Annotated in this window: 21 protein-coding genes; 10 read left to right on the top strand and 11 right to left on the bottom strand. The window is 60.4% G+C overall.

Annotation, left to right across the window (positions count from 1 at the left end; translation table 11 throughout):
- The first annotated feature begins 19 nt into the window (after window positions 1-19).
- The 6 genes from AC8GFZ_RS13495 to AC8GFZ_RS13470 all read left to right on the top strand — a co-directional run bounded on the left by AC8GFZ_RS13495 (window position 20) and on the right by AC8GFZ_RS13470 (window position 7,213).
- Window positions 20-1,495, top strand: coding sequence for an ammonium transporter (locus AC8GFZ_RS13495; protein ID WP_506645427.1), 1,476 nt, complete (start codon window positions 20-22; stop codon window positions 1,493-1,495).
- Window positions 1,496-1,646: 151 nt separating this feature from the next.
- Window positions 1,647-2,522, top strand: coding sequence for an aldose 1-epimerase (locus tag AC8GFZ_RS13490; protein WP_506645426.1), 876 nt, complete (start codon window positions 1,647-1,649; stop codon window positions 2,520-2,522).
- A gap of 329 nt (window positions 2,523-2,851) precedes the next feature.
- Window positions 2,852-3,856 carry an AAA family ATPase gene (locus AC8GFZ_RS13485; RefSeq protein ID WP_506645425.1) on the top strand — a complete coding sequence of 335 codons (1,005 nt, stop codon included), beginning with the start codon at window positions 2,852-2,854 and terminating at the stop codon, window positions 3,854-3,856.
- 83 nt (window positions 3,857-3,939) lie between these two features.
- Window positions 3,940-5,091 carry a glycolate oxidase subunit GlcE gene (gene glcE, locus AC8GFZ_RS13480; protein WP_506645424.1) on the top strand — a complete coding sequence of 384 codons (1,152 nt, stop codon included), beginning with the start codon at window positions 3,940-3,942 and terminating at the stop codon, window positions 5,089-5,091.
- A 5-nt stretch (window positions 5,092-5,096) separates the two neighbouring features.
- On the top strand, window positions 5,097-6,332 hold the full coding sequence (gene glcF, locus AC8GFZ_RS13475) for a glycolate oxidase subunit GlcF (RefSeq protein WP_506645423.1): 1,236 nt from the start codon (window positions 5,097-5,099) through the stop codon (window positions 6,330-6,332).
- Window positions 6,329-7,213 carry a LysR family transcriptional regulator gene (locus AC8GFZ_RS13470; protein ID WP_506645422.1) on the top strand — a complete coding sequence of 295 codons (885 nt, stop codon included), beginning with the start codon at window positions 6,329-6,331 and terminating at the stop codon, window positions 7,211-7,213. Before glcF ends, AC8GFZ_RS13470 begins: the two co-directional genes overlap by 4 nt.
- 9 nt (window positions 7,214-7,222) lie before the next feature.
- On the opposite strand, the gene AC8GFZ_RS13465 is transcribed toward AC8GFZ_RS13470, so the two are convergent.
- The 5 genes from AC8GFZ_RS13465 to AC8GFZ_RS13445 form a co-directional block, all read right to left on the bottom strand.
- Window positions 7,223-7,552: a P-II family nitrogen regulator gene (locus AC8GFZ_RS13465; RefSeq protein ID WP_506645421.1), complete on the bottom strand. Its 330-nt coding sequence runs from the start codon at window positions 7,550-7,552 to the stop codon at window positions 7,223-7,225.
- Window positions 7,553-7,573: 21 nt separating this feature from the next.
- Window positions 7,574-10,660: an efflux RND transporter permease subunit gene (locus AC8GFZ_RS13460; RefSeq protein WP_506645420.1), complete on the bottom strand. Its 3,087-nt coding sequence runs from the start codon at window positions 10,658-10,660 to the stop codon at window positions 7,574-7,576.
- Window positions 10,661-10,666: 6 nt separating this feature from the next.
- Window positions 10,667-11,842 carry an efflux RND transporter periplasmic adaptor subunit gene (locus AC8GFZ_RS13455; RefSeq protein ID WP_506645419.1) on the bottom strand — a complete coding sequence of 392 codons (1,176 nt, stop codon included), beginning with the start codon at window positions 11,840-11,842 and terminating at the stop codon, window positions 10,667-10,669.
- 26 nt (window positions 11,843-11,868) lie between these two features.
- Window positions 11,869-13,194: a TolC family protein gene (locus tag AC8GFZ_RS13450; RefSeq protein WP_506645418.1), complete on the bottom strand. Its 1,326-nt coding sequence runs from the start codon at window positions 13,192-13,194 to the stop codon at window positions 11,869-11,871.
- Between the two features lie 137 nt (window positions 13,195-13,331).
- Window positions 13,332-13,817, bottom strand: a complete 486-nt coding sequence (locus tag AC8GFZ_RS13445) for a glutathione peroxidase (RefSeq protein WP_506645417.1) — start codon at window positions 13,815-13,817, stop codon at window positions 13,332-13,334.
- A gap of 169 nt (window positions 13,818-13,986) precedes the next feature.
- Here AC8GFZ_RS13445 and AC8GFZ_RS13440 point away from each other — a divergent pair, with 169 nt between their 5' ends.
- The 4 genes from AC8GFZ_RS13440 (at window position 13,987) to AC8GFZ_RS13425 (ending at window position 18,086) form a co-directional block, all read left to right on the top strand.
- Window positions 13,987-14,880 (top strand): isocitrate lyase/PEP mutase family protein, encoded by an 894-nt coding sequence (locus AC8GFZ_RS13440; RefSeq protein ID WP_506645416.1) that lies wholly within the window; start codon window positions 13,987-13,989, stop codon window positions 14,878-14,880.
- A gap of 6 nt (window positions 14,881-14,886) precedes the next feature.
- Window positions 14,887-15,564: a pyroglutamyl-peptidase I gene (gene pcp / locus AC8GFZ_RS13435; RefSeq protein WP_506645415.1), complete on the top strand. Its 678-nt coding sequence runs from the start codon at window positions 14,887-14,889 to the stop codon at window positions 15,562-15,564.
- Between the two features lie 84 nt (window positions 15,565-15,648).
- On the top strand, window positions 15,649-17,046 hold the full coding sequence (locus AC8GFZ_RS13430; protein WP_506645414.1) for an MmgE/PrpD family protein: 1,398 nt from the start codon (window positions 15,649-15,651) through the stop codon (window positions 17,044-17,046).
- Window positions 17,047-17,084: 38 nt separating this feature from the next.
- Window positions 17,085-18,086 (top strand): Bug family tripartite tricarboxylate transporter substrate binding protein, encoded by a 1,002-nt coding sequence (locus tag AC8GFZ_RS13425; protein WP_506645413.1) that lies wholly within the window; start codon window positions 17,085-17,087, stop codon window positions 18,084-18,086.
- Window positions 18,087-18,238: 152 nt separating this feature from the next.
- Here AC8GFZ_RS13425 and AC8GFZ_RS13420 read toward each other — a convergent pair whose 3' ends face one another.
- From AC8GFZ_RS13420 to AC8GFZ_RS13395, 6 genes are all read right to left on the bottom strand, one after another.
- Window positions 18,239-19,246, bottom strand: a complete 1,008-nt coding sequence (locus AC8GFZ_RS13420; protein ID WP_506645412.1) for an NAD(P)-dependent oxidoreductase — start codon at window positions 19,244-19,246, stop codon at window positions 18,239-18,241.
- A gap of 76 nt (window positions 19,247-19,322) precedes the next feature.
- Window positions 19,323-20,132, bottom strand: a complete 810-nt coding sequence (locus AC8GFZ_RS13415) for a class II aldolase/adducin family protein (protein ID WP_506645411.1) — start codon at window positions 20,130-20,132, stop codon at window positions 19,323-19,325.
- A gap of 60 nt (window positions 20,133-20,192) precedes the next feature.
- Window positions 20,193-21,506 carry a TRAP transporter large permease gene (locus AC8GFZ_RS13410; RefSeq protein WP_506645410.1) on the bottom strand — a complete coding sequence of 438 codons (1,314 nt, stop codon included), beginning with the start codon at window positions 21,504-21,506 and terminating at the stop codon, window positions 20,193-20,195.
- A complete protein-coding gene (locus AC8GFZ_RS13405; protein WP_506645409.1) occupies window positions 21,503-22,069 on the bottom strand; it encodes a TRAP transporter small permease in 567 nt (188 codons plus the stop codon). The genes AC8GFZ_RS13410 and AC8GFZ_RS13405 overlap by 4 nt, the downstream gene beginning before the upstream one ends.
- A 13-nt stretch (window positions 22,070-22,082) precedes the next feature.
- Entirely contained in the window at window positions 22,083-23,054 is a 972-nt protein-coding gene (gene dctP / locus AC8GFZ_RS13400) for a TRAP transporter substrate-binding protein DctP (RefSeq protein WP_506645408.1), read from the bottom strand.
- Window positions 23,055-23,162: 108 nt separating this feature from the next.
- A complete protein-coding gene (locus tag AC8GFZ_RS13395) occupies window positions 23,163-24,047 on the bottom strand; it encodes an alpha/beta hydrolase (RefSeq protein WP_506645407.1) in 885 nt (294 codons plus the stop codon).
- Between the last annotated feature and the right edge of the window lie 282 nt (window positions 24,048-24,329).

The raw sequence follows: 24,329 nt of genomic DNA, 5'->3' as shown, positions 1-24,329 counted from the left end.
CCCACAGAAAGCCATTACCATGAAAAACTTCTTTGCCTCTCTACTGCTGGGCTTGAGCCTGCTGACGGTGACGTCGGCAGCCTTGGCCCAAACCCCTGCCCCGGCAGCACCAGCCGCTGCTGCTGCAGCCGCCCCCGCAGCCGCTGCACCGGCCGCAGAAGCCGCAGCCCCCGCTGCGGCACCAGTGCCCAACAAAGGCGACACGGCCTGGATGACCGTGGCCACCTTGTTGGTGATCCTCATGACCATCCCTGGCCTGGCCCTGTTCTACGGCGGCTTGGTGCGCTCTAAAAACATGCTGTCGGTGCTGATGCAGGTGTTTGTCGTCACATCCATGATTTACGTCTTGTGGGTGCTGTACGGCTACACCGCTGCATTCACGGGCGGCAACCCATTCATTGGCGGGCTGGACAAGCTGTTCCTCAAAGGCATCACGCCTGACTCGGTGGCCGCCACCTTCAGCAAGGGCGTGGTCATCCCTGAGCTGTCGTTTGTTGCCTTCCAAGCCACGTTTGCCGCCATCACCTGCTGCTTGATCGTCGGCTCGTTTGCCGAGCGCATGAAGTTCTCTGCGGTGTTGCTGTTCTGTGCCCTGTGGTTCACCTTCAGTTACTTGCCGATCGCCCACATGGTGTGGTATTGGGACGGCCCCGATGCGATCACCGACGAGAAAACCCTCGAGACAGTGACCGCCGCCGCCGGCTGGTTGTGGGCCAAGGGCGCGCTGGACTTCGCCGGTGGCACCGTGGTGCACATCAACGCCGGTGTGGCTGGCTTGGTCGGTGCTTACATGCTGGGCAAGCGCGTGGGTTACGGCAAAGAAGCCATGGCCCCACACAGCCTGACTTTGACCATGGTGGGCGCAGCCCTGCTGTGGGTGGGTTGGTTTGGCTTCAACGCTGGCTCCAACCTGGAAGCCAATGGCGTGACCGCCCTGGCCTTCATCAACACCTTGGTGGCGACCGCTGCCGCCACGCTGAGCTGGATCGCTGGTGAAGCCCTGGCCAAAGGCAAAGCATCCATGTTGGGCGCCGCCTCTGGCGCGGTGGCTGGCTTGGTGGCTGTGACGCCTGCCTGCGGTTTTGTCGGCCCCATGGGTGCCATCATCATTGGCTTGATCGCTGGCTTGGTTTGCTTGTGGGGCGTGAGCGGCTTGAAGCGCATGCTCGGTGCCGACGACTCCCTGGACGTGTTTGGCGTGCACGGCGTGGGCGGCATTGTGGGCGCCTTGCTCACCGGCGTGTTCGCAGCGCCCTCGCTGGGCGGCACGGGCATCTTTGATTACGTGGCCAACGCGGCATCGCCCGACTACTCCATCGGCGGCCAGGTGTGGGTGCAATTCCAAGCCGTGGCCACCACCATCGTGTGGTCGGCAGTGGTGTCCTACATCGCCTACAAACTGGTCGACATGATCATCGGCCTGCGCGTCAGCGAAGAAGACGAGCGCGAAGGCCTGGACATCAGCTCACACGGCGAAAGCGCCTACAACCGCTGATCTGAGCGTTTCAGAAAACTCCTCCAAGGTTTTACCCGCCGCGCGTCATGCTCGGCGGGTTTTTTCATGTGCGCCCCGCTTGGGGGAACGGCTTGGGTTGCCCGCCGAAACCAAGTCACAATGCACGCTCTTTGACCCAGGAGACGACGGCATGACCTTGCGTTTGAGCCACCAAGACATGGTTTGTGAATTGCGCCCCGACCTGGGCGGTTGCATTGCCGGCCTGTGGCTGGGGGGCGTGCCCATCTTGCGCTCCACCCCGGGCGATCAACTCAACACCGTGCGCGCCTCGGGCTGCTACCCCTTGGTGCCCTTTTCCAACCGCATCGCTCAGGCCAAACTGGTGTGGAACGGCACCAGCCACCCCCTGGTGCGCAACTTCAACGACGAGCCCCATGCCATCCACGGGGTGGGCTGGCAGCGGCCCTGGACGGTTTTGGACCAAAGCGACAACACCGCTTTGTTGAGCTATGAGCACCGCCCCGACAGCCACTGGCCGTTTGCCTTTGACGTGTCGCAGGCCTTTGCCCTGCAAGGCCACAGTTTGCAAATCAGCCTGTCCATCACCAACCAATCGGGCCAAGCCGCGCCGGTGGGCCTGGGGTGGCACCCTTACTTCGTAAAGCGTGCCCACAGCCATGTGCAGTTTGCCGCCACGGGCCTGTGGGAAATGGGCGAAGACAAACTGCCCACCCTGCGCCGCGCAGCACCGGGCATGGACACCGACTGCCAGCACCTGCGCATCGACAACTGTTTTGACGGCTGGGATGGCCGCGCCCAATTGAACGACGAGTTGTTGCACACCCGCATCGAAGCCAATCTGCGGCATGTGGTGGTCTACACCCACCCTGACTTGGATGTGGTGGCCATAGAACCTGTCAGCCATGTCAACAACGCGGTACACCTGTCCAGCCACAGTGCCTCCCAGTGGCGCGGCGTCGATCAGGCCGATCCATTGGGCTTGCGCGTGGCCCAGCCGGGCGAATCCTATGGCGTGCAAATGACCATTTCGGCGCAACACGCCTAAGGGCCCGCATCAGCACGACGCAGTGTTGGTGCGAACCTGGAACAGGGCTTGTGTGGACTGAGAGAACAGTTCGAACGCTCTGGCAAATTTGGTGTTTTTATCAATTCAGGCGTCGCTCATTTTGTGGCGCGCATGTCGCTGGCTGCCCCGGTGTTGTCGACCTCCTGACACCTGCGCGTGGGGGCCAGCGTCAACGGATTGAAACCAAGCGCTGAAACCGCGCGGACTTTGTGCTTCAAACGCTGCGCACATGCGGCATATTTGTCGAAAAAACCAGACCAAAACTGGCTTGCTCCTTGCTCATTCGATAGGCATCAGGAGGATGAAAAATGGAACCAAACCAGGGAGTAAAAATTGACAAAAATAACAATAAAAAAACACAACAACGCCCCGTTTTTGATGCTGGCGAGTTAGAAGCGCGTTGGCTTCAGATGCAAACCGCTGGCCCCAGCAACGAGCACAGCGCGTTGCTGGGCATTTACGATCGTTTGCTGCATCGCGGCGCCATGCGCACCTGGGCCAAGCCCCTGGCTGTGCCCGACATGGCGGCCTTGTACGCGGCCTTGCCCAACTTTGCGCAACCCTTGGACGAGGTCAAGCGCCAGCTGGCCCTGAGCCAAGACAGCGACGAAGGTTTGGAGCTGATGCCCATGTTGTTGCTGGGCCCGCCCGGGATTGGCAAAACCCACTTTGCACGCCAATTGGCGCAGCTGGTGGGAACCCGCGCCGAATTGATCAGCATGAACGCCATGACCGCGGGTTGGTTGTTGTCGGGCTCGTCCCCGCAGTGGAAAGGCTCCAAGCCGGGCCGGGTCTTTCAAGCCCTGGCCGAGGGTGACTTTGCCAACCCGGTGATGGTGCTCGACGAAATCGACAAAGCCAGTGCTGACGCGCAGTACGACCCGCTGGGCCCTTTGTACAACTTGCTCGAAGTGGACACGGCGTCGCAGTTTGTCGATGAGTTTGTCGACCTGCGCATGGACGCCAGCCGGGTGTTGTGGGTGGCCACCGCCAACGACGAGCGCCACATCCCAGCGCCCATTCTCAACCGCATGAATGTGTGGGAGATCGCACCACCCAGCGTGGACGAGGCCCGGGGCATTGCCAGCCGCATGTGTGGATCGATCTTGTCGCAACACCATTGGGGCCGGTTTTTCCAAGCCGAGCTGGGCGAAGACGTGCTGGACCAATTGGCCCGCATGCCCCCGCGCGACATGCGCCGCTCGTTGATGACCGCCTTTGGCAATGCCCGTTTGGCCCGGCGCGATCGTTTGCTGGGGGTGGATTTGCCCGATCGCAGTGCACAACGCCAGCGCATGGGTTTTGTCGCCTGATGCGGTGGGGGGCGGACAAGGCTGCACAAAGCCTGTTCAAAAAAATCAAACAGGGGCAAGCCAGCGACAGTTAACATGGCCAAATGGACACCACATTGGCACATTGGGTGGCGCAAATTCGCGCCGCTGCGCAGCAGAAACAAACCTTGGTCATCCAAGGCGGCAACAGCAAATCTTTTTATGGCGAAACCGCGAACAGCGCCAATGTGTTGGACACCCGCGCCCACAGCGGCATCGTCAGCTACGAGCCCAGCGAATTGGTGGTCACCGTGCGTGCGGGCACGCCTTTGGCCGAGCTGGAAGCGGTGCTCAACGCGCAAGGCCAATGCTTGGCGTTTGAGCCGCCGCACTTTTCTGTCGACGGCCAAAGCCAAGCCACCGTGGGCGGCATGGTGGCCTGTGGTTTGGCGGGTCCGGCCCGGGCCAATGTCGGCGGTGTGCGCGACCATGTGCTGGGCGTGCAAATGCTCAACGGCCTTGGCGAGTGGCTGACCTTTGGCGGGCAGGTGATGAAAAACGTCGCTGGCTACGACGTATCGCGGGTCATGGCCGGCAGCATGGGCACCTTGGGTGTGATCACCGATGTGTCGCTCAAAGTGCTGCCCCAAGCCCCGGCCGAAGCCACCTTGGTGTGCCATCTGCCGCAAGACAAAGCCTTGGCGGTGTTGCAGCGTTGGGGCGCACAACCCCTGCCCTTGAACGCCAGCTGCTGGGTGCATGACACCACGGCACAACCCGCACAAGACCTGCTCTTTGTGCGCTTGCGTGGCGCGGTGGCGGCGGTTGAATCCGCCGTGCCGCGCATGTGTGCTGATGTGGTCGCCTTGGGCGGGCAGGCTGTTGCCATGGACCCAACGCAGGCCAAGGCCGATTGGTCGGCTTGCCGCGATCAACGCTTGCCCTTCTTCACACCTCCTGCACCCGACTTGGCGCTGTGGCGCTTGAGCGTGCCGCAAACCGCGCCGGTTTTGCCACTGCCCTATGCACCCTTGATCGAGTGGCACGGGGCCTTGCGTTGGCTGTGGGCGCCGCTGTCAGCCGCCAGCGACTTGCGCGCCATTGCCGCGCAAGTCGGCGGCCACGCCACCCTGTTTCGTTCACCCCTGCAAGCCCCAAGCGACATGCCCCAAGTGTTCTCGCCCTTGCCTGCGGTGCAGCAACGCATTCAACGCCAACTGCAACACCAATTTGACCCGCACGGTGTGTTCAACACCGGCCGACTGGGCCTGAGCTGACCACCATGCAAACCAACCTCGCCCCCGAATTTCAAAACACCGCCGACGGCCAAGAGGCCGAGGCGATTTTGCGCAAATGCGTGCATTGCGGTTTTTGCACCGCCACATGCCCCACCTACCAACTGCTGGGCGATGAGTTGGATGGCCCACGTGGGCGCATCTACCTCATCAAACAGGTGTTGGAAGGCGTGCCACCCACGCGTGACACGCAGCTGCATTTGGACCGGTGCCTCACCTGCCGCAACTGCGAAACCACTTGCCCGAGCGGCGTGCAGTATGGGCATTTGGTCGACATTGGCCGCAAAATTGTGGATGAGAAAGTCCCGCGCCCCGCGACTGAGCAAAGTGTACGCTGGGCCTTGAAAGAAGGCCTGTCCTCGCCCTTGTTTGCCCCGGCCATGAAGCTGGGCCAAAGCGTGCGTGCGTTGTTGCCCAGCAGCCTCAAAGCCAAGGTGCCTGAAGCCCGCAGCGCAGGTGCGTGGCCCACACGCCAACATGCACGCAAGGTATTGATGCTCGCCGGTTGTGTGCAACCCGCCATGAGCCCCAACATCAACACCGCCACGGCGCGGGTGCTGGACGCTTGTGGCATTCAAACCGTGGTCGAACCGCTGGCAGGTTGTTGTGGCGGCGTGAAATTCCACTTGAACGACCAAGACGCGGCCCATGTCCAAATGAAGAACAACATCGACGCGTGGTGGCCGCATGTGGCGCAAGGCGTGGAAGCGATTGTGATGAACGCCTCAGGCTGCGGTGTCACGGTCAAAGACTATGGCCACATTTTTCGCAACGACACGGCGTATGCCGACAAAGCCGCCCGCATCAGCGAACTCACCAAAGACTTGAGCGAGTTGTTGCCCCACTTGATGCCCACGCTGCAAGAGCGCATTCGCCCTGAACAAGCCCAACAGCAAGGGCAGCTCGCGTTTCACCCGCCTTGCACCTTGCAGCACGGCCAGCAACTCAAAGGCGGCGTGGAAACTCAGATGAGCGCCTTGGGCTTCAAAGTGCGCGTGGCCAGCGTTGAGGCGCATTTGTGCTGCGGATCCGCCGGTACTTACAGCGTGTTGCAACCCACCATCGCCACCCAACTGCGCGACCGAAAACTCGGCAACTTGAGCGAGATGCAACCCAGCGCTATTTTGAGCGCCAACATCGGCTGCATCACCCATTTGCAAAGCGGCACCCAGGTGCCGGTTAGGCATTGGGTGGAAGTGGTGGACGCAGCCTTGGCCCCATGAGCCACCTTAATTACAAGCACCTTTATTACTTTTGGGTGGTGGCCAAAGAGGGGGGCTTCTCGCGCGCTGCCGAGCGCTTGGACATGGCGATTCAAACCATCAGCGTGCAGGTGCGCGAGTTGGAAAAGTCGCTGGGCTATCAACTGCTCAAACCACAAGGCCGGGGCGTGACCCTGACCGATGCCGGGCAAGCCGCTTATGCCAGGGCCGAAGAAATATTTCAAATTGGTCAGCACATTGCACCCGAGGTCAGCGCTGCCGCCACGGGCCGTGGCGTGCGTTTGGCCGTGGGTTTGTCGGATGGCATTTCCAAAATGGCCGCACACCGCTTGCTCGGGCCGGTGTTGCACACGCCCGGCCTGAAGCTGCTGTGCCATGAGGGCGAATACGAACAACTGATGGCCGAGCTGGCCTTGCACCATTTGGACATTGTGTTGGCCGACCAACCAGCGCCGCACAACCCCAATTTGCGCTTGTCGGGTCAGTTGTTGGCCTCAGCCCCCGTGGCTTGGTTTGGGCAAAGCAGCCAGGTGCACAAAGCAGACATAGACCAATTCCCCCAGTGCCTATCGCGCTTGCCGGTGCTGCTGCCCACCCAGCACACGCCGCTGCGGGCCGCGTTGGACCGTTGGTTCGATAGCCACGGCATCGCGCCCCATGTGGTGGGTGAGTTTGAAGACAGCGCCATGATGGCCGTGTTTGCGCTGGGTGGGATGGGTGTGTTTCCCGCCAGTCTCACCGGCCAAGAAGATTTGGCGTTGATGAAGGGCCTCAAGCGCTTGGGGGTGTGTGAGGCCAAAGAAAACATTTACGCCATCTACACCCGGCGCGGGCGCAACCATCCGCTGGTCGGTCAAATCATTGGCAAACCGGCGGGCTGAGGCGGCAACTCAAGCGATGGTTTGTTGGTCGCGAATGCGTTGCGCCTGGTGCACATCCACAGACCACACCAAACCGTCGCCCATTTGACCCGTGTGACAAGCCACCAACAAGGCGTTGCGCACCATGGCCTCCAATTCTGGGCTGACCAAAATGCACACCATGCACTTATCGGAGAATTCGGTGAGCTCGTCTTTCACGGTTCGCTTGACCATGGCGTCAGGGGCCGTGAAGCCTTGGGCGGGCAACACCGTCAGACCAGGAAAACCGGGTATTGCGCGCAGGGCTGTTTGCAAGCGGGCCATGCGGGTCGGTCGAACAATGGCGCGGATCTCTTTCATGCATTTTCCTTTCAAGTGGGCTCACGCTTCAACAGGAACTTCATCAAACCATTTGTACAAAGTGGGCAAGACCACCAAGGTCAGCAAGGTGGAGGAAATCAGCCCACCGATCACCACAATGGCCAGGGGCCTTTGCACCTCAGAGCCTGGACCGGTGGCAAACAAAAAGGGAATCAGCCCCAACAAGGCCACCGTGGCGGTCATCATCACCGGCCGAAAGCGCTGCACACAGCCTTCGCGCACGGCCTCAGCCACGGCCATGCCGTCTTCTCGAAAGCGGCGGATGCAAGTCACCAGTACCACGCCATTGAGCACCGCAATGCCCCACAGGGCGATAAAGCCCACAGAGGCAGGCACGCTCACATATTCGCCGGAAACAAACAGCCCGATCAAGCCGCCAATGCAGGCAAAAGGCAAGACCAAGATGATGAGCGAGGCCAGGCGCAAAGAGCGGAACAGCAAAAACAGCAGGAAAAAGATGGCGCCAATGGTCAATGGCACGATGACCGACAAGGTCTCCATGGCGCGCTCCATGTTTTCAAACTGGCCGCCAAATTTGAAGTAATAGCCTTCGGGCAATTGGACGTCTTTGTCAAGCCGTTGCTGTACTTCGGCCACATAACCACCCAAATCCCGCCCTTCGACGTTGGCGCCGACCACCACGCGGCGTTTGGCACTTTCGCGGCTGATCTGTGCCGGGCCATCGACCAAGGTGATGGTGGCGAGGCTCGACAGCGGCACTTGAGCCCCACCGGGTGTGGGCAACAAGGTGCTGCCAATGGCTTCGGCCGATTGACGCAGGTGCGGCGGAAAGCGCACCACCACGCTGTAGCGGCGTTCGCCTTCGTACAAAGCCGTGACGTCTTTGCCACCAATGGCGGTTTCAATGATGTTTTGCACATCGGCCACGTTCAAACCTTGGCGGGCAATGGCATTGCGGTCAATGTCCACGGTCAAAGCCTGCTGACCAGACAAACGCTCGATGCGGATGTCGCGGCTGCCGGGCGTGCTTTTGAGAATGCGCGCCACTTGCTCGGACAGGTCTTTGAGGGTGGCCAAATCATCACCAAAAATCTTCACCGCCAATTGCGATCGAACGCCGGTGACCATTTCGTCCACCCGCTCGGCAATCGGCTGAGACAACACAATTTGAACCCCTGGAATGGTGGACAAACGCTGGCGAATGTCTTCATCAATTTCTTCTTGAGAGCGTTTGGATTTCGGGTCGAGCAAAACGATGGGATCAGACTCATTCGGCCCTGCGGGATCAGCGGGCGACTCACCGCGGCCCAGCTTAGAGACCACCATGCGCACCCCAGGCACATCGGCAATGGACTTCATGGCCGCCATTTCCATGCGCACCGATTCATCCAAAGAGATGCTGGGCACCCGATTGATCTGGGGCGTGAGTGCGCCCTCTTTCATGGTGGGCATGAATGATTTGCCCAAAAATGGGAACAAAGCCATGGAGGCGAGCAACAACGCGACTGATACGCCCAAGGTCAAGCGGCTTTGCTGTGTGGCCCCGTCCAGCAGGCGCAAATAATGGCCTTTCAAAAAGGCAATCACCCGGGTGTCTTTGTCGGCGCCACCCTTGAGAAAGTAAGTGCACAGCACCGGCGACAAGAACAAAGAAACCAACAGCGATATGCCCAGGGATATGGCGATGGTCAATGCCAGGGGGGCAAACATCTTGCCTTCAATGCCTTGCAAAGTCATCAAGGGCAAAAACACCAAGATGATGATGGCGATGCCAAACACAGTGGGGGTGGCCACCTCGGTGGTGGCCGACAACACACAACGCACCCGCTCGCCAATGCTGTTGCCCGCATGGCCCAAGCGGTGGTAAATGTTCTCCACCACCACCACGGTGGCGTCCACCATCAGGCCAATGGCAATGGCCAGGCCGCCCAAAGACATCAGGTTGGCTGAAATGCCATAGCGGTTCATCAAAATAAAGGTGGTCAAGGGGGTGATGACCAAGGTGGCCACCACGATCAGGCTGGAGCGCACATCGCCCAAAAATACAAATAGCACCAGCACCACCAGGAAGATGCCTTCGATCAATACCTTGCCAACGGTCCACAGGGCGGAGTCCACCAACTCGGTGCGGTCGTAGTAGGGAACGATGCGCAAGCCATCCGGGAGCATGCCCTTGGCGTTGATTTCGTCCACCCGCTCCTTGACCCGCGTCACCACCTCTTTGGCATTGCCGCCGCGCATCATCAGCACAATGCCAGAGACGCCTTCGGTGTATCCCCCCTTGATGATGGCCCCTTGGCGCACCTCGCTGCCCACCTGCACTTGGGCCACATCGCGCACAAAAACGGGCACGCCGCCCTGCTCCTTGATCACAATGTTGGCAATGTCCTCTTGGGTTTTGATCAAGCCCACGCCACGGATCAAAAACTGTTGGCTGTCTTGCGGCAAGATACCGCCACTGGCGTTGGAGTTGTTGGCCGCGATGGCGCGCACCACCTGATCGATCGACAAGTTGTAGTGGCGCAATTTGCCCGGATCGGCCAAGGCTTGAAACTGCTTGACATAACCACCTTGGGAGTTGATTTCGGCCACCCCAGGGATGGAGCGCAGCAAGGGGCGCACGACCCAGTCTTGCACGGTGCGTCGCTCGGTCAACTCTTCCACGCTGAGGGCGCGCTGGCCGTCGTCAGCCCGCTCCAGGGTGTATTGATACACCTCGCCCAAGCCCGTGGACACGGGCCCCAGCACCGGCACGATGCCTGCGGGCATGCGCGGGGTCACTTCGATCAAGCGTTCGGTCACCAACTGGCGGGCAAAGTACACATTGGTGGCGTCGGTGAACACCAGGGTGATGATGGACAAGCCGCTTTTGTTGAGCGAGCGCATTTCGACCAAGCCGGGCAAACCAGTCATGGCGATTTCCAGGGGAACGGTGACAAAGCGCTCTATTTCTTGCGGCGAACGCCCCACCGCCTCGGTGGCCACTTGAACCTGCACATTGGTCACATCGGGAAACGCATCCACCGACAAGCGGCTGGCAGCGCGAAAACCAAACGCGCACAAAATCAACGCCAAAGCAACCACCACCAAGCGCTGGCTGAGCGCAAAACGAATCAATGAACTCATGGCCGCTTATTCCAGTTCCGCACGCTTGCGTTCGTTGTTGAGATGAAAGGCGCCTTTTGCAACCACATCCACCCCGGCCGTCAGCCCTTTGAGCACGGGCCGCATATCACCTTGGGCAGGCCCAAGCTCTACGGGCGTGAGGCGAAACACCAAATCAGACTTGCGCACAAACACATGGTCGCGGTCGTTTTCACGCACCACCGCTTGGGCCGAAACGGCCAGTGTGTTTTGCTCTTCGCCACGGATGCGCATGGTGGCCAACATTTGCGGCTTGAGATCGCGGCGTGCGTTGTCCACTTGGGTGCGGATCATCACCGAGCGGGTGTCCACTGAAACGGTGTCTCCGACATAAACAATCTTGCCCGAAAGCACCCGGTCACCCAATGCGGGCACGGCTATTTCTACGCCTTGGCCGGCCACCACGGATCGGGCCACTTGCTCGGGCAAGGCGCCCACCACCCACACGTTGTCCAAGTTGGCCACGGTGAACAAGGGGTCGCCCGGTTGGGCCACTTGACCGGTGCTGACCTTGCGCTCAATGACCACGCCGGTCAGTGTGGCGCTGATGGCGGCAGAAGGGTGCAAATTGCCTTGTTCGCGCAAGCGATCAATGGCCTCTACGGGCAGCCCGGCTTGCACCAATTGATCGGATGTCGCTCGCATTTCGGCCCGCGCTACCACCAATTCGGATTCGCGTCGTTGCAACTCTGCGGTGCCAATCACATCGGCTTGGATCAACTGCTGGGCGCGCTCGAGGGCGCGCTGTGCTTGTGACGCTGTGGAATACGCCCGCAGGTAATTGAGCTGCATATTGGTCAACTCGGGGCTGGTCACCCGAGCCAATGTTTGGCCCACGCGCACCCGGTCACCCACCTCGGCCAACACCTGGGTGACACGGCCAGTGACCGAGGCGCCGATGCGGGTGACCAATTGCTCATTGGCCTCAATGCGCCCGGCCACCTCCAGCCAAGGCGTGACGTTCATTGTTTGAACAGTGCTCATCTCAAACTGCGCTTTCATTTCAGGCTTGATCGCCACTTCCAAGGGGTCTGAAGCGGCAGCCGCTTGTTTGGCTGCAGAGGCCGAATTGGGTTTGTCTGAGCAAGCGCTGAGCAAAGCGACAGAGGAGCCAATCAGCAGAGACAGCATGACATGCTGCAAGGCCAGTGAACGATTTTTCATGGTGATGGCGGATGCGAAAGTGAAAATCAGGAGGGAGGCAGCGCCGCATCGAGACCCATCAGTTGGTCCAGGGCCACGCGCGAAATTTGTAATTGATAGCGTGCATCGATGATGTCGGCGCGCACGCTGCGCAGCACCCGTTGGGCATCGAGCACATCCAAAAAGCCGCGCTCGCCAAAGCGATAAGCGGCTTCAGACACGCGCAACGCTGCAAGCGCTTCGCGCAATGAGCCTTGGCTCAGGGCGGCGATGCGCAAACGGGCAATCTCCATCGACTTCCAGGCCAACAAAATTTGTTGGCGCAACTCGTTTTGACGCCCCAGCAGCCGAATCTGGGCGCGCTCCAAGTCGGCGGACGCCTGCGCAATAGGGCCTTGGCGTTGGTCCAGCAAAGGGATATGCATGCCCACGCCCACGTAACTTTGTCGCCATTCGGGATCGAAGGTTTCGCTGTAGCGCACCTCAAAACCGGGCCATTTTTGTGTTTTGGCGCCATTCAGTTCTGAGGTCAACCGCTCCAATTCTGTTTGCAGCGACAAAACCGCGGGGTTGTGTTTCAAAGCCAAGGCGTGCATTTGATCAATGCTCATCATGTCTGGGGTGGCGATCAAGTCGCCCACCAACTGCCAATCCGCTGGCAATTGGTTGGCTGCCATGCGGTTGAGTTCCAGTTGGGCTTGTTGGACCATGAGGCTGGCGGTTTGCAATCGCTCGCGCGCGTTGATGATCTCGGCATCGGCTTTGATGATTTCGTACTTGGGCGCTTCGCCAATCTCCACCTTCAGCCGAACCAATTCGCGCACCTTCTCCAGCAATGTCACCGATTCGGCGGCCGCTTGTGCCTGCGCTTGGTGCAGCAAGCCCTCATTGACGCGCAGCCGCACTTGCGTGATCAGATCGTTGCGAACCGCTTGGGCTTGGTGCAGGCTGTCCTTGGCGCTGGCGCGGGCCGCTTGGGTGCGGAACTGTCGTGCAAACGGGTTTTCAATGAACTGGCTCACGCCCCAGCCTTGAACCACCCCCGGAACCAAGCCGGGCAGTCGGGCTTCGTTGCGGCCTTGCACGGTGTCAATGCGCGGGTTGGCCCAGGCCTGAGCAGTTTGAATGCCCGCTTGCGCACTGAGCGTTTGGGCTTGGGCAGCGCGGATATCGGGGTTGTGGCGCAGCACCTGGCGAATCAGATCGTCCACACCCAAGTGGGGGCCAATGGCGGAGACGCCCGCTGATGGGGCAGGCTGCGCCGCGGATGCGGTCAGGGTGTCGGTGGCGGCATGCGTGGAAAAACTGCCCAGCAGCCATGCTGACAGGCACCAAGCGACCAGGTGGGGGGTAGGGGTGGAGGGCTGATTCATCTTCCGTTGGATTGCTCAAACGGGCGGAGAATAGGGCCTCAAAGCATGTTAAAAAAGCAGAATAATACTGACGCCAACTTCCAATAAAACTGAATATATGGGGCCATCAATCCAGCATCACGCCCCGCCACTCGGCGTCAAGCCGCCAGCGCCGCCTCGATGTCTTTGGTGATCTTGGCCGGTGTGTCGGTGGGCGCATAGCGTCCCAGCACTTGGCCGTCTTTGCCGATCAGAAATTTGGTGAAGTTCCACTTGATGCCCTCGCTGCCCAAAATGCCTGGTGCTTGCGCCTTGAGCCATTGGAACAAGGGGTGGGCGTCGGTACCGTTGACATTGATTTTGGCCATCATGGGGAAACTCACGCCATAGTTCTTTTGGCAAAAAGCGCCAATCTCTTCGTTGCTGCCCGGGTCTTGGCCGCCAAATTGGTTACACGGAAAGCCCATCACCGTGAGGCCCTTGGCGCCATGGGATTGGTGCAATGCTTCTAAACCTGCGAATTGGGGTGTGAACCCACAGGCACTGGCGGTGTTCACGATGAGCAGCACCCGGCCTTGCAGGTCGGCCAATGAAACGCTGCTGCCGTCGATGCGTTGGGCTTGAAAGTCGCTGAGCTGGGGCATGGTGTTCTCCAAAAAGGGTTGGCACCATTGTCGCCAAATCAAAAGCCAGCCTGCGCTTGACGAACCGCTGTTGGGATTACAGTCCCCTGCGACATTGACAAACTCAAACCCGGGGCCCAACAATGCGTCGCAGCTTGTTATTGCCCCATCCATCACAGAGGAATTCACCATGCCCCGCAGCGTCGCCAACGCCTTATTGAACCAGCAATTTCGCCAAGCCCTCACCCCCGGTGCCGGGCATTTGATGCCGGGTGCTGCGAATGCGTTGGCGGCCCGGGTGATTGAGGCCACCGGGCATCAGATGCTGATGGTCAGTGGGGCTGCCGTGGCCAACACCTATTTGGGTGCGCCCGACATTGGTTTGGTCTCGCTGGCCGAGTTGGCGGCCCATGTGGGCGCCATTCGCGATGCGGTCAACATTCCGCTTCTGGTGGATGGGGACACCGGCTTTGGCAACGCCATCAATGTGGTGCACACGGTGCGGGTGCTGGAGCGTGCCGGGGCCAACGCCATCATGCTGGAGGACCAAACCTTTCCCAAGCGCTGCGGCCATTTTGAAAACAAGACCGTGATCTCCAAGTCAGAGATGGTGCAAAAAATCAAGGCCGCTGTGGACACCCGCGAAGACGACCAAATGATGATCTTGGCCCGCACCGATGCCCGATCCATGGAGGGGCTCGAGGCCGCCATGGACCGCGCCAGGGCTTACCAAGAAGCGGGGGCCGACTTTTTGTTCATCGAAGCCCCGCTCAACATTGAAGAGCTGGCGGCCATCCCACGCGAAGTGCCTGGCGTGCACGTGTGCAATTTGGTGGTGGGTGGCAAAACGCCGCTGCTGCCGCAAAAAGAGTTGGCCAAAATGGGCTTTTCGGTTGTTTTGTATGCCAACTTGGCCTTGCAAGCCTCGCTGATGGCCATGCAAAAAAGCCTGCAGTATTTGCACGACCACGGCTCGGTCAATGGCATCGAAGACCAGTTGATGATGTTCAAAGAGCGCCAAATCATGGTCGATGCGCCGCACTTCAATGCGCTCTCCGACCGCTATGGCGAGCGCACGGTTTAAGGCGTGATGCGCGCCATGCCCGATCTGCGCATCTTGATCACCGGCTTTGAGCCCTTTGGGGGCGACAGCGTCAACCCGTCTTGGTTGGTGGCGCAACACCTGTCGCGGGCATCTATCGCAGGCGCGCAGGTGCAGGCGCTGCAGTTGCCCTGCGTGTTTGGTGTGTCGGCCCAAGTGTTGGTGCAGGCCTTGTCGCAACACCAGCCGGATGTGGTGTTGGCCTTGGGGCTGGCCCAGGGCCGCGAGGGCATCTCCATCGAGCGCGTGGCCATCAATGTGGACGATGCCCGCATCCCCGACAACGCTGGCCAGCAACCGATTGACACGCCCGTGGTGCCCGGTGGCCCAGCGGCTTACTTCAGCACCTTGCCGATCAAGCGCTTGGTGCAAGGCTTGCACCAAGCCGGCCACCCGGCGCACATTTCGCAAACAGCGGGCACGTTTGCTTGCAACCATGTGTTTTATGCCCTGCAACACCACTTGTACGGCCAGCGCGCGATCAGCGGCTTTGTGCACCTGCCGGCTTTGCCCGAGCAAGCCGCCCGTGCCGGGCGACCCACCCCACCGAGCATGGCGCTGGCCGATCAAGTCGCAGCGGTGCAGTGCTTGCTGGAACTCTGTGTGGACCACCGGGCCAGCGCTCATGCAGGCGATGTGCGGGTGAGTGGTGGGGCCATCCATTGACTGAGTTTGTGCGCAGCAGCCCGTCGCCAAGGTGTTTGACGTTGTGACCGCCTTGGTCTATGGTCGACTAAGGAGATAACTCACATGACCCAACCGACTTCGGTCACCGACATAAAAGAACCGAGGCTCACCCGTAGTTTGGCGCGCTTTGCTTTGGAAACCCCTTGGGCGGCCATGCCGCCATCGGTTCAATCGGCGGCGGTGCGTGCCAATCTCAACTGGCTGGCCTGTGCATTGGCCGGTTCACAAACACCGACGGTGCACAGTGCATTGGCCGCAGCACAGGCGTTGTCTGGCTCGGGCTCGCACGGCCTCGTCGGGCGGCGCGAAACCGTGGACGCCAGCCAAGCGGTGTTCATCAACTGCTTGAGTTCGGCGGCACACGCGTTTGACGACACCCACCTCAAAACCATCACCCACCCAACCGGCCCGGTGGCCGCGGTGGTGTGGGCGCTGGCCGAACAGCAGGCCGCGCAAGGGGTTCGCTGCTCGGGTGCCGACTTGTTGGGCGCGCTGGTGGTGGGCATGGAAGTGGAATGCCGCTTGAGCAATGCCATCGTCAACCACGGGCGGGGCGCCCACTTGGGTTGGTACATGACCGGCTTGACCGGTGGCATTGGAGCTGCCGTTGCCGGTGCGCGTTTGCTGGGCATGTCAGAAGACCAAGCGGTCATGGCCATGTCCTTGGCGGCTGCGCAGTCGGGTGGTTTTCGGGCCACCCACGGCAGCATGGGCACCGCTTTTGTGCCCGCCATGGCCGCGCGCAACGGCTTGGTCGCGCTGCGCTTGGCGCAAGCGGGCTTTACCTGCACCGAGCACGCCATCGATGGCAACAATGGTTTGTTTTCGGTGCTCTCGCCCGACTGCGATGTCGCGCTGGCTTTGGCCGACCTGGGCCAAACCTACGAAATACTGGACAACGCGCTCAAGCCCTATCCTTGTGGCATCGTCATTCACCCAGCGATCGATGCGTGCATGGCATTGGCCCAGCAACTTAAAAACCCGCTTGAAGAGGTGGCGTCTTTGTCTTTGTGGGTGCATGGCGACACCCTGCGCTTGTGCGGCCGGCGTTTGCCCGAGACCGCTTTGGACGCGCAGATCAGCCTGTACCACTGGGCAGCGGCCAGCTTGATTTACCCCAGCGATGCCTTGGGCAATGCCGAACTACCAAGGGTGCAAGACCCACAATTGCGGGCTTTGCAGTCGCGCATCCAAGCGCAAGCGGACGACAGCTTGCAAAGCGACCAGGCGCGAGCCCAATTGCGCACCCACGCAGGCCAGGTGTTGGACACTTTTATCGAGCACGCCAGCGCCAGCGCCGCCAACCCCATGACCGACGAACAACTCAACCACAAGTTCACGGCCTTGTCCTTGCGTGCATTGCCACAGGCTCAAGCACAGGCGTTGAAAGACATGTCTTGGCAGTTACCCACCCTGACCGACCCATTGGCTTGCTTGCACCAAGCCTGTGTGTTGGCCTGATCGCCGAAAAAACCAACCTGAAGCAAGAGAGGCTAACCATGTACCAGCACACATCCACCACATCTATACGACCCTGGGGGCGCTGGCTTGGCCTGGTCTTGGCCGCGCTCTTGTCGACACACGCCATGGCACAAACGGGTGCGTATCCGCAGCGCCCGATCAAGGTGATCGTGCCCTATGCCGTGGGTGGCGCCACCGATGTGCTCACCCGGGTGGTGTCCGATGCCGTCTCACGCAGCATCGGGCAGCCGTTGGCGATTGAAAACCGCGCCGGTGCCGGTGTGGTGGTGGGCAGCCAATTTGTGTCCAAGTCCCTAGCCGATGGGTACACCTTGCTGGCAACGACCAGTGCACACTCCATCAACCCCACCTTGTTCAAGCGACTCCCTTACGACTCGGACAAAGACTTCGAGCCGATTGCCATCTTGGGCCAGGTTTCGTTTGTGCTGCTGGTCAACCCACAGTTGGAGGTCAGCGATGTGGCCGGCTTGATTGACTTGCTGAAGAAAAACCCGGGCAAATACAGTTTTGGCTCGGCCGGGTTGGGCAGCCCCATGCATGTGGGCCCAGAGTTGTTCAAGACCATCACCCAAACCCAGGCTCTGCACGTGCCCTACAAAGGCGAGAGTGCGGCCCTGAATGATTTGTTGGGTGGGCACACGGCCTTCATGTACGCATCTCCCGCCACCTCTGCGCCGCATGTGCAAGCGGGCAAGTTGCGCGCGCTGGCGGTGACCTCGGCACGCCGCTCCAGCGTACTGCCTCAGGTGCCGACTTTGGCCGAAAAAGGCGTGCTCAATGCAGACACCTACAGCTGGATTGTTCTGATGGCACCGGGCAATACGCCGCGCGAGGTGGTTGATCAACTCAACCGCGAGGTGCACAAAGCGCTGTCCTCGCCCGAGGTGCGCGCCAAGATGGCCGATTACGGTTTTGAGGTGGGCAGCAACCTTAGCGCGGGGCAAACCCGCGATTTCATTCGCGCCGAAGTGGCCAAATGGGCTCCAGTGGTGCGCGCTTCGGGTGCCGTCACCGATTGAACAAACCCACTGACCCGTCTACACATTCCAGTTGTGAGGGGCACGCGCAGGAATATGGCTTCACCTCCGCAGGTACATAAGGGTAGATGTAGGCTGCACGCGCAACCGTGCTTGGGCATGGTCAAAAACCTGCGCAGGTAAACCAGTATTCATTAATGGTGGCCACGCCGCTTTGGCCACAGCGCCAGAGCGGCAGGGTTGCACAGCAAAGGCGGCGCTTGACCGCGCCACAGGGCCTGCACATTGGCCGTGGTGGCGGCGATCAAGGATTGGTCAGATTCAAAGGTGTGACCGACGCGGTGAGGCGTGAGGATCACATGGTCCAAACCGCGCAAACCGGAATCTGCGGCCAAGGGCTCGGTGTGAAACACATCGAGTGCCGCGCCAGCGATGCGTTTTTGGGACAGCAAGTCGGTGAGCGCTGCCTCGTCCACCGTGGAGCCGCGCGCCAAGCTGATGAAAAACGCCGAAGGCTTGAGCAGGCCCAAATGTGCACGGGTCACGATGGGCGCCGCACCGGCCTGGGCGCCGGCCAGCACACACACCACATCACTCTCGCGCATCAAACTCTCCAGCGGTGTGATCGTCACATGGTCGGGCACATGGCCGGGGTTTTCGCGCCGGCTGTGAACCAAAATGCGAACGCCCCAAGGGCGCAACAACTCGGCGGTCATGGCGCTGATGCGGCCCCAACCCACCAGACCGATGGTTTTGCCCCACAGGGATTGCGCCGCCATGGGATAAGGCCGGGGCAGCCCCAGGCGCATGGCATCACGCGATCCGTCCAAGTCGTGCACCAAGTTCAGCATCAGCATGACGGCGGCTTCGGCCATGCCGCGTTGGTTGTCGGGCGTGGCCGCATTGGCCACCACAATGCCGCGCGCCGTGGCGGCGGGCACATCAAAGCCATCGGTGCCCGACACACACGACACCACCGCGTGCAGCCGGGGCGCGGCATCAAAGACTTGTGCTGTCATCGGCATGGTGCCAAAGCCGACCGCCACTTGCACCTGGGCCATCAACGCAGGGTCGCCCAGCAGGGCTTGCACACTCGGCAGGTTGTGGTGTGGGATGTGTTCAGCGGCCAGCCACTGGCGCACACCGTCGAGCAATGGGTCGAGGTGGGGCAATTCCGGAACGGCACAAACCACCACACTCATGGCGACCTCCACTGCGTGTGATGGGCGCGCGCGGTGAGGCAGCCTTGCGCGAAGGCATTAGAGGGCACGGCGGCCATCAATCGCGGTAAGAGGGGTCGATGCGGTCGAGCAGCCGCAGCATGGCCGGCCACTCCATGCGGCCCAGGGGGCTCTCGCCTTCTTGGTACTCGGCAACCGTGCGGCTGGTGAAGCCGCGCTCGGCAGTGGCTTGCGACACGGCGTGCGGCGTGGTGGTCAGCTCTTGCCCGGTGGCCATGGCATCGATCTGGGCTTGCATGGCTTTTTCCAGGTGCGACATCATGCTGAACGCCATGGGGATGCTGGGGCCCGCCACCAAGGTGCCGTGGTTGCGCAAAATCATCACCGACTTGTCGCCCAGGTCGCGCTGCAAGGAGGTGCGCTCGTCAAGGTTGATGGAAAAGCCTTCGGAGTCGTGATAGGCCACTTGGCCATAAAACAAATTGGCGTGTTGCGACAAAGGCAACAAGCCGCATTTCAGCATGGACACCGCCATGCCCGCCCGCGTGTGCGAATGGAATACACAGGCCGCATCGGGTCGCGCTTGGTGGATGGCGCTGTGGATCACAAAGCCTGCCTTGTGCACCTTGTGCGACGAGCCATCGACCTTGTTGCCTTCGAGGTCGATCTTGACCAAGCTCGAGGCGGTGATTTCATCAAACGTCCAACCAAAGGGGTTGAGCAAAAAATGTTGGTTGTCGCTGCCCGGCACCACGGCCGAGATATGGGTGTAGATCAAATCGGTCCAGCCAAAATGCGCCGCCAAGCGGTAGCACGCGGCCAGTTGCACGCGGGTGTCCCACTCGGGGTCGGAGACGCGGGTTTTGACCCCATCGCGTTGGGGCAAGGCACTGACGTTGGCATTCATAGAAGACTCCTGGGTGAGGGGGTGGTCGTGGTGGGTGCCGATGGCGCAAAGCGCCGGGTGTCAGTCCATCAAATTGGGCAACCACACCGCCACAGTGGGGACGCAAAACACCAGCACCAGCAACAAGATGCTCATGATGACATACGGCGTGACCGCTTTGAAAATATGGCCCATGGTGACCTCGGGCGGGGCCACACCTTTCATCGTCATGAGCAACATGCCATGCGGGGGCAGCAGCATGCCGAGCTGCATGCAGATGAGGAACATCACGCCAAACCACACCAGGTCAATGTTCAAGCTGGTGACCACCGGCATGAAGATCGGCAGGGTGATCATCATCATGCTCACCTGGTCGACAAACACACCCAAAAAAATCAGCAAGGCCATCATGGCCACCACCACCACCCAAGGCGCCAGCGCTTGGCCGGTGATCCACTGCACCAAACCATTGCTGGCCCCAGAAAACGACAGGATCTGCGAAAACGTCGTGGCCCCCACGATGATGAACAAAATCATGCCGCTGATGCTGACCGTGCCGAGCAAGGCGCCGACCAAGTTCTTGACGGTGAGCGCGCGGTAGGCCATGGCAAACAGCATGGTCGCCAATGCCCCAATGGCGGCTGACTCGGTGGGCGTGGCCCAGCCCGAGGTCATGGAGGCGATGACGATGACAAATATCGACGTCAGCGGCAACACATAAAAAACAAACAAGCGGTATTTGTCCCAGCCCCGGTAGGGTGTGCTTTCACCCATGGGGGCCAAGCTGGGTTGCATGCGCGAGCGCACGATGATGTAGGCCACAAAGGCCAGTGACAGCAGCAGGCCGGGCAGCACGCCGCCCAGCAGCAGTTTGGAGATGGAGATGCCCGACAGCGAGCCGAGCAACACGGTGAGCGCGGAAGGCGGGATGAGCATGTCCACCGCACCAATGGCCATGATGGGCCCGGTGGCCATGGTCGGGTGGTAGCCGCGCGCCAACATCACCGGCACCATCAGGCTGCCCAGCATGGCCGTGGTGGCAATGGTCGAGCCAGAGATGGCCGAAAACACCGTGCCAGCCACCACCGCGACCACCGCCAAGCGGCCGGGCACCTCTTTGATCAAGCGCTCAATGCCGTCGATCACCTTGACCGCCAAGCCGGTGTGGAACAACACCTCGCCCATCAGCACAAACAAAGGGATGGGGGTGAGCGCCGCGCTCGACACCGACACCACACTGGAGCGGGCCAGTTGCACCAATCCGGGTTCACCACCCAGGTACAGCCACGCGCCCACCAGGTTGATGACCAAAAAGCCAAAGGCCACGGGCAGGCCCAAAAAAATCAGCACGGTCGAGCCGCCCAGCAACAACCAAGCGGCCAGCTCCCAGCTCATGCGGCCGACACCGCGTCGTCGCGCGGCCCTTTGTCAGCATGCCACAAGCGGTACATGCGAAACAGCATTTCAATCGCCAGCAAGGCAAACGCCACCGGCATGGGGGCCAGCGACCACCATTCGGGGGTGACCAGGGTTTTGATCGCCAGCGAGCCCGATCGGTAGCTGGCCATCAGCGCGCTCCAGCTGTTGACCATCATCAGCACGCAACACGCCAGCCCCAACACATCGGCCAGCCACTCGGTGTACCAAGCCGCCGTTTTGGGGATGGCGCGCAACACAATGTCTACCCGGATGTGCTGGCCCCGGCGCAGCAACCACGGCGCGGCCAGCATGGTGATGAGCATGAGCATGCTCTCGGAGACTTGGTTCGCCCAATCCAGCCCCATCATCCCGGGCACCAAGGGCACATTGCGCAACAGCACATCGGCGCTGATGATCAAGACCATGCCCAGCAACAGCGCGGCCGCCACCATCGCCAAGGCGGTGAGCAGATGGCCAAACCAGGTTTCGAGTTGTTGCACGTCAAGCACCCAGCCATGCAGCGCACGGCATCGGTCCACTCATGGGTGTGGCTTATTTGGTCAGGGCTTGTTTGAGTTTGGGCCCGTACTCGGGGCTGTTTTTGATCACTCCAGCCCAGCCTGAGTCGTAGGCTTTGTCCAGGTACTGTTTGGCGGTGGCCGGGTCAAACTTGATGACCTGGATGCCGGCTTGGTCCTGGCGCTTGATCTCGTCTTCGCTGTTCTTTTTCCAGTAAGCGGTGTTGTCGGCTTCGAGCTCGAGCATGTGTTTTTGCAGCAACTCGCGCTGCTTGGGGTTGAGCTTTTTCCATACATCCAAATTGACCACCAGCGACACCTCGGCGTTGTAAAAGCCGGGCTCGACACGGAACTTGGTCATTTTTTGCCAGTTCTGATCGAACAAGCCCGTCAGCGGCCAGCCATAGCCGTCGACCACGCCGCGCTCCAAGGCGGTGTAGACCTCACCGGGTGCGGTGGTGATCACGGTGGCGCCCAAGGTCTGGAAAAAGTCGCGGTACACCGGGGTGATGCGCAGCTTCAACCCGGTCAAATCGGCCTTGTCGATTTTCTTGGTCAGGTACAGGTAAAAAGGTTGCTGCTCGCCCATGCGACCGAGGTAATACATATTGGCTTTTTTCGACCAGATCTCGTTGATCAAATCGAAAGCGCCGCTTTTGCGTTGCTCGGTGATGGTCAATTGGGCCATCTTCAGCGCGTCGGCTTCGGGCATCAGGTTGGTATAAAAAGCGCCAGTGGTCAAGGCCATGTCGACCACGCCAGTTTTCACCGCATTGCCCACCTCAAATGGCGGAATCGCCTTCGGGCCGCCGATGAAGTTCATTTGCAAAACGCCCTTGCCCTCTTTGTTGAGCTTGTCAAACATTTGCTGCATACGAATGACGTAGCTCAGGTTTTCAGCAAAGCCACTGACCACCCGCAAGGTGGTTTCTTGGGCTTGTGCCGACAAGGGCATGACCAAGGCGGTGCACAAGCTGGCAATGGAGAGTCGGATCAGGTGTTTCATGGTTGTCTCGCTCGGTGGGGTGAAGGGGCGTTTACTGCGCAGGGCAAAAAAATGTATCAGCCAAACTGGGGGGATGCCATCGGCATTGACCCCAATGGCCCGCACCCTTCAGCGGGGCGGTGTAAAGGGGTGCGCTTGGTAATCCAATTGGCGTGCGATAAAGCCCTTGAGCATGGCCAAACCGCGGCGCATGGCTTCGCTGTCGGGCATCAGGCCGGGGTTGATGAAGATGTGCGGCGCACCGGCCAAGATGGCCAGCTCCACTTGGCCCCCGCGTTGGGTGTAGCGCTGCGCAAACTCGGCCGCTTTGTCATTGGTAAAGCCCGGCAGCACATCGGCACCGGCTTGGATCAGCAACAGCGGTGGCGTGGCCAAGGTTTCTTGGGTTTGGATCACATGTAGCGGGCTTTCGCCGCGCACGCCTTCAACCCCACCAAAATAATCGTACAAATTGAAGTGATCGTATTTGTGCGGCGCCACAGGCGACTTTTCGGTCATGGCGGTGATCAGGTCATAGCCGCAACCGCTGCAAATCAGGTAGGCCAACTCAGCGTTGTGTGCGTCCCCCTCTGCGCTGCCATAGGCTGCATGGTGGGGGCGCATGCCGGCCATCAGCACCTGGTGGCCACCGCTAGAAAAGCCCAACGCGCCCATGCCCTCCGGCGTGGCGTCAAAGTCGGCCGCGTGGGCTTTGAGCCACCGGATGGCACTGTGGATGTCTTGCATGGCCGCTGGGTGCGGGGCTTGGCCGTTAAGGCGAAAGTCCACCGAAGCCACCACCATGCCCAGCGCCGCCAGTTGCTGATCGACGGGCCCGTCGCGGGTGCGGTCAAAGCGGTTCCAGCCCCCACCGTGCACATCGAGCAGCATCGGCCAAGGGTGTTTTCCGGGCTGGGCCGGCATGTGGATGCGGCATTGCAAATCCAAGCCCGCGACGGTTTGATAAACCACGTCTTTTTCGATCACGTCCAGCTGGTTGTGCAGGTCAAACATGGGGGCCTCTGGTGGGGTTTCGGGCCATGGGTGGCCCAGCATCAAGTGCGGTTCAGGGGGAAGCAATTGCCCAGCCAAGCCTGCAAAAGCGGGTTCGCAAGCGGTTTGATTCCGCAGAGCAGAACCAACTCCGTTGAAGATTATCAATGCACTGTACCGCGCCAAAATACATCATTTTGCGCATCGACTGCGACAACGCGGCCAAGGTGGCGCGCATGGGGCCAACCTCAAGATGGAGTGAGTAACGCTTGCGACCCTATAGGGTTTTCATGGTGCTTCCCC

The organism is Limnohabitans rimovensis (SeqCode) (genome assembly GCF_965234775.1).
Classification (GTDB): Bacteria; Pseudomonadota; Gammaproteobacteria; order Burkholderiales; family Burkholderiaceae_C; genus Limnohabitans; species Limnohabitans rimovensis.
The sequence above is the reverse complement of the archived record's forward strand: the minus strand, read 5'-3'. Positions and strand labels throughout refer to the sequence as shown.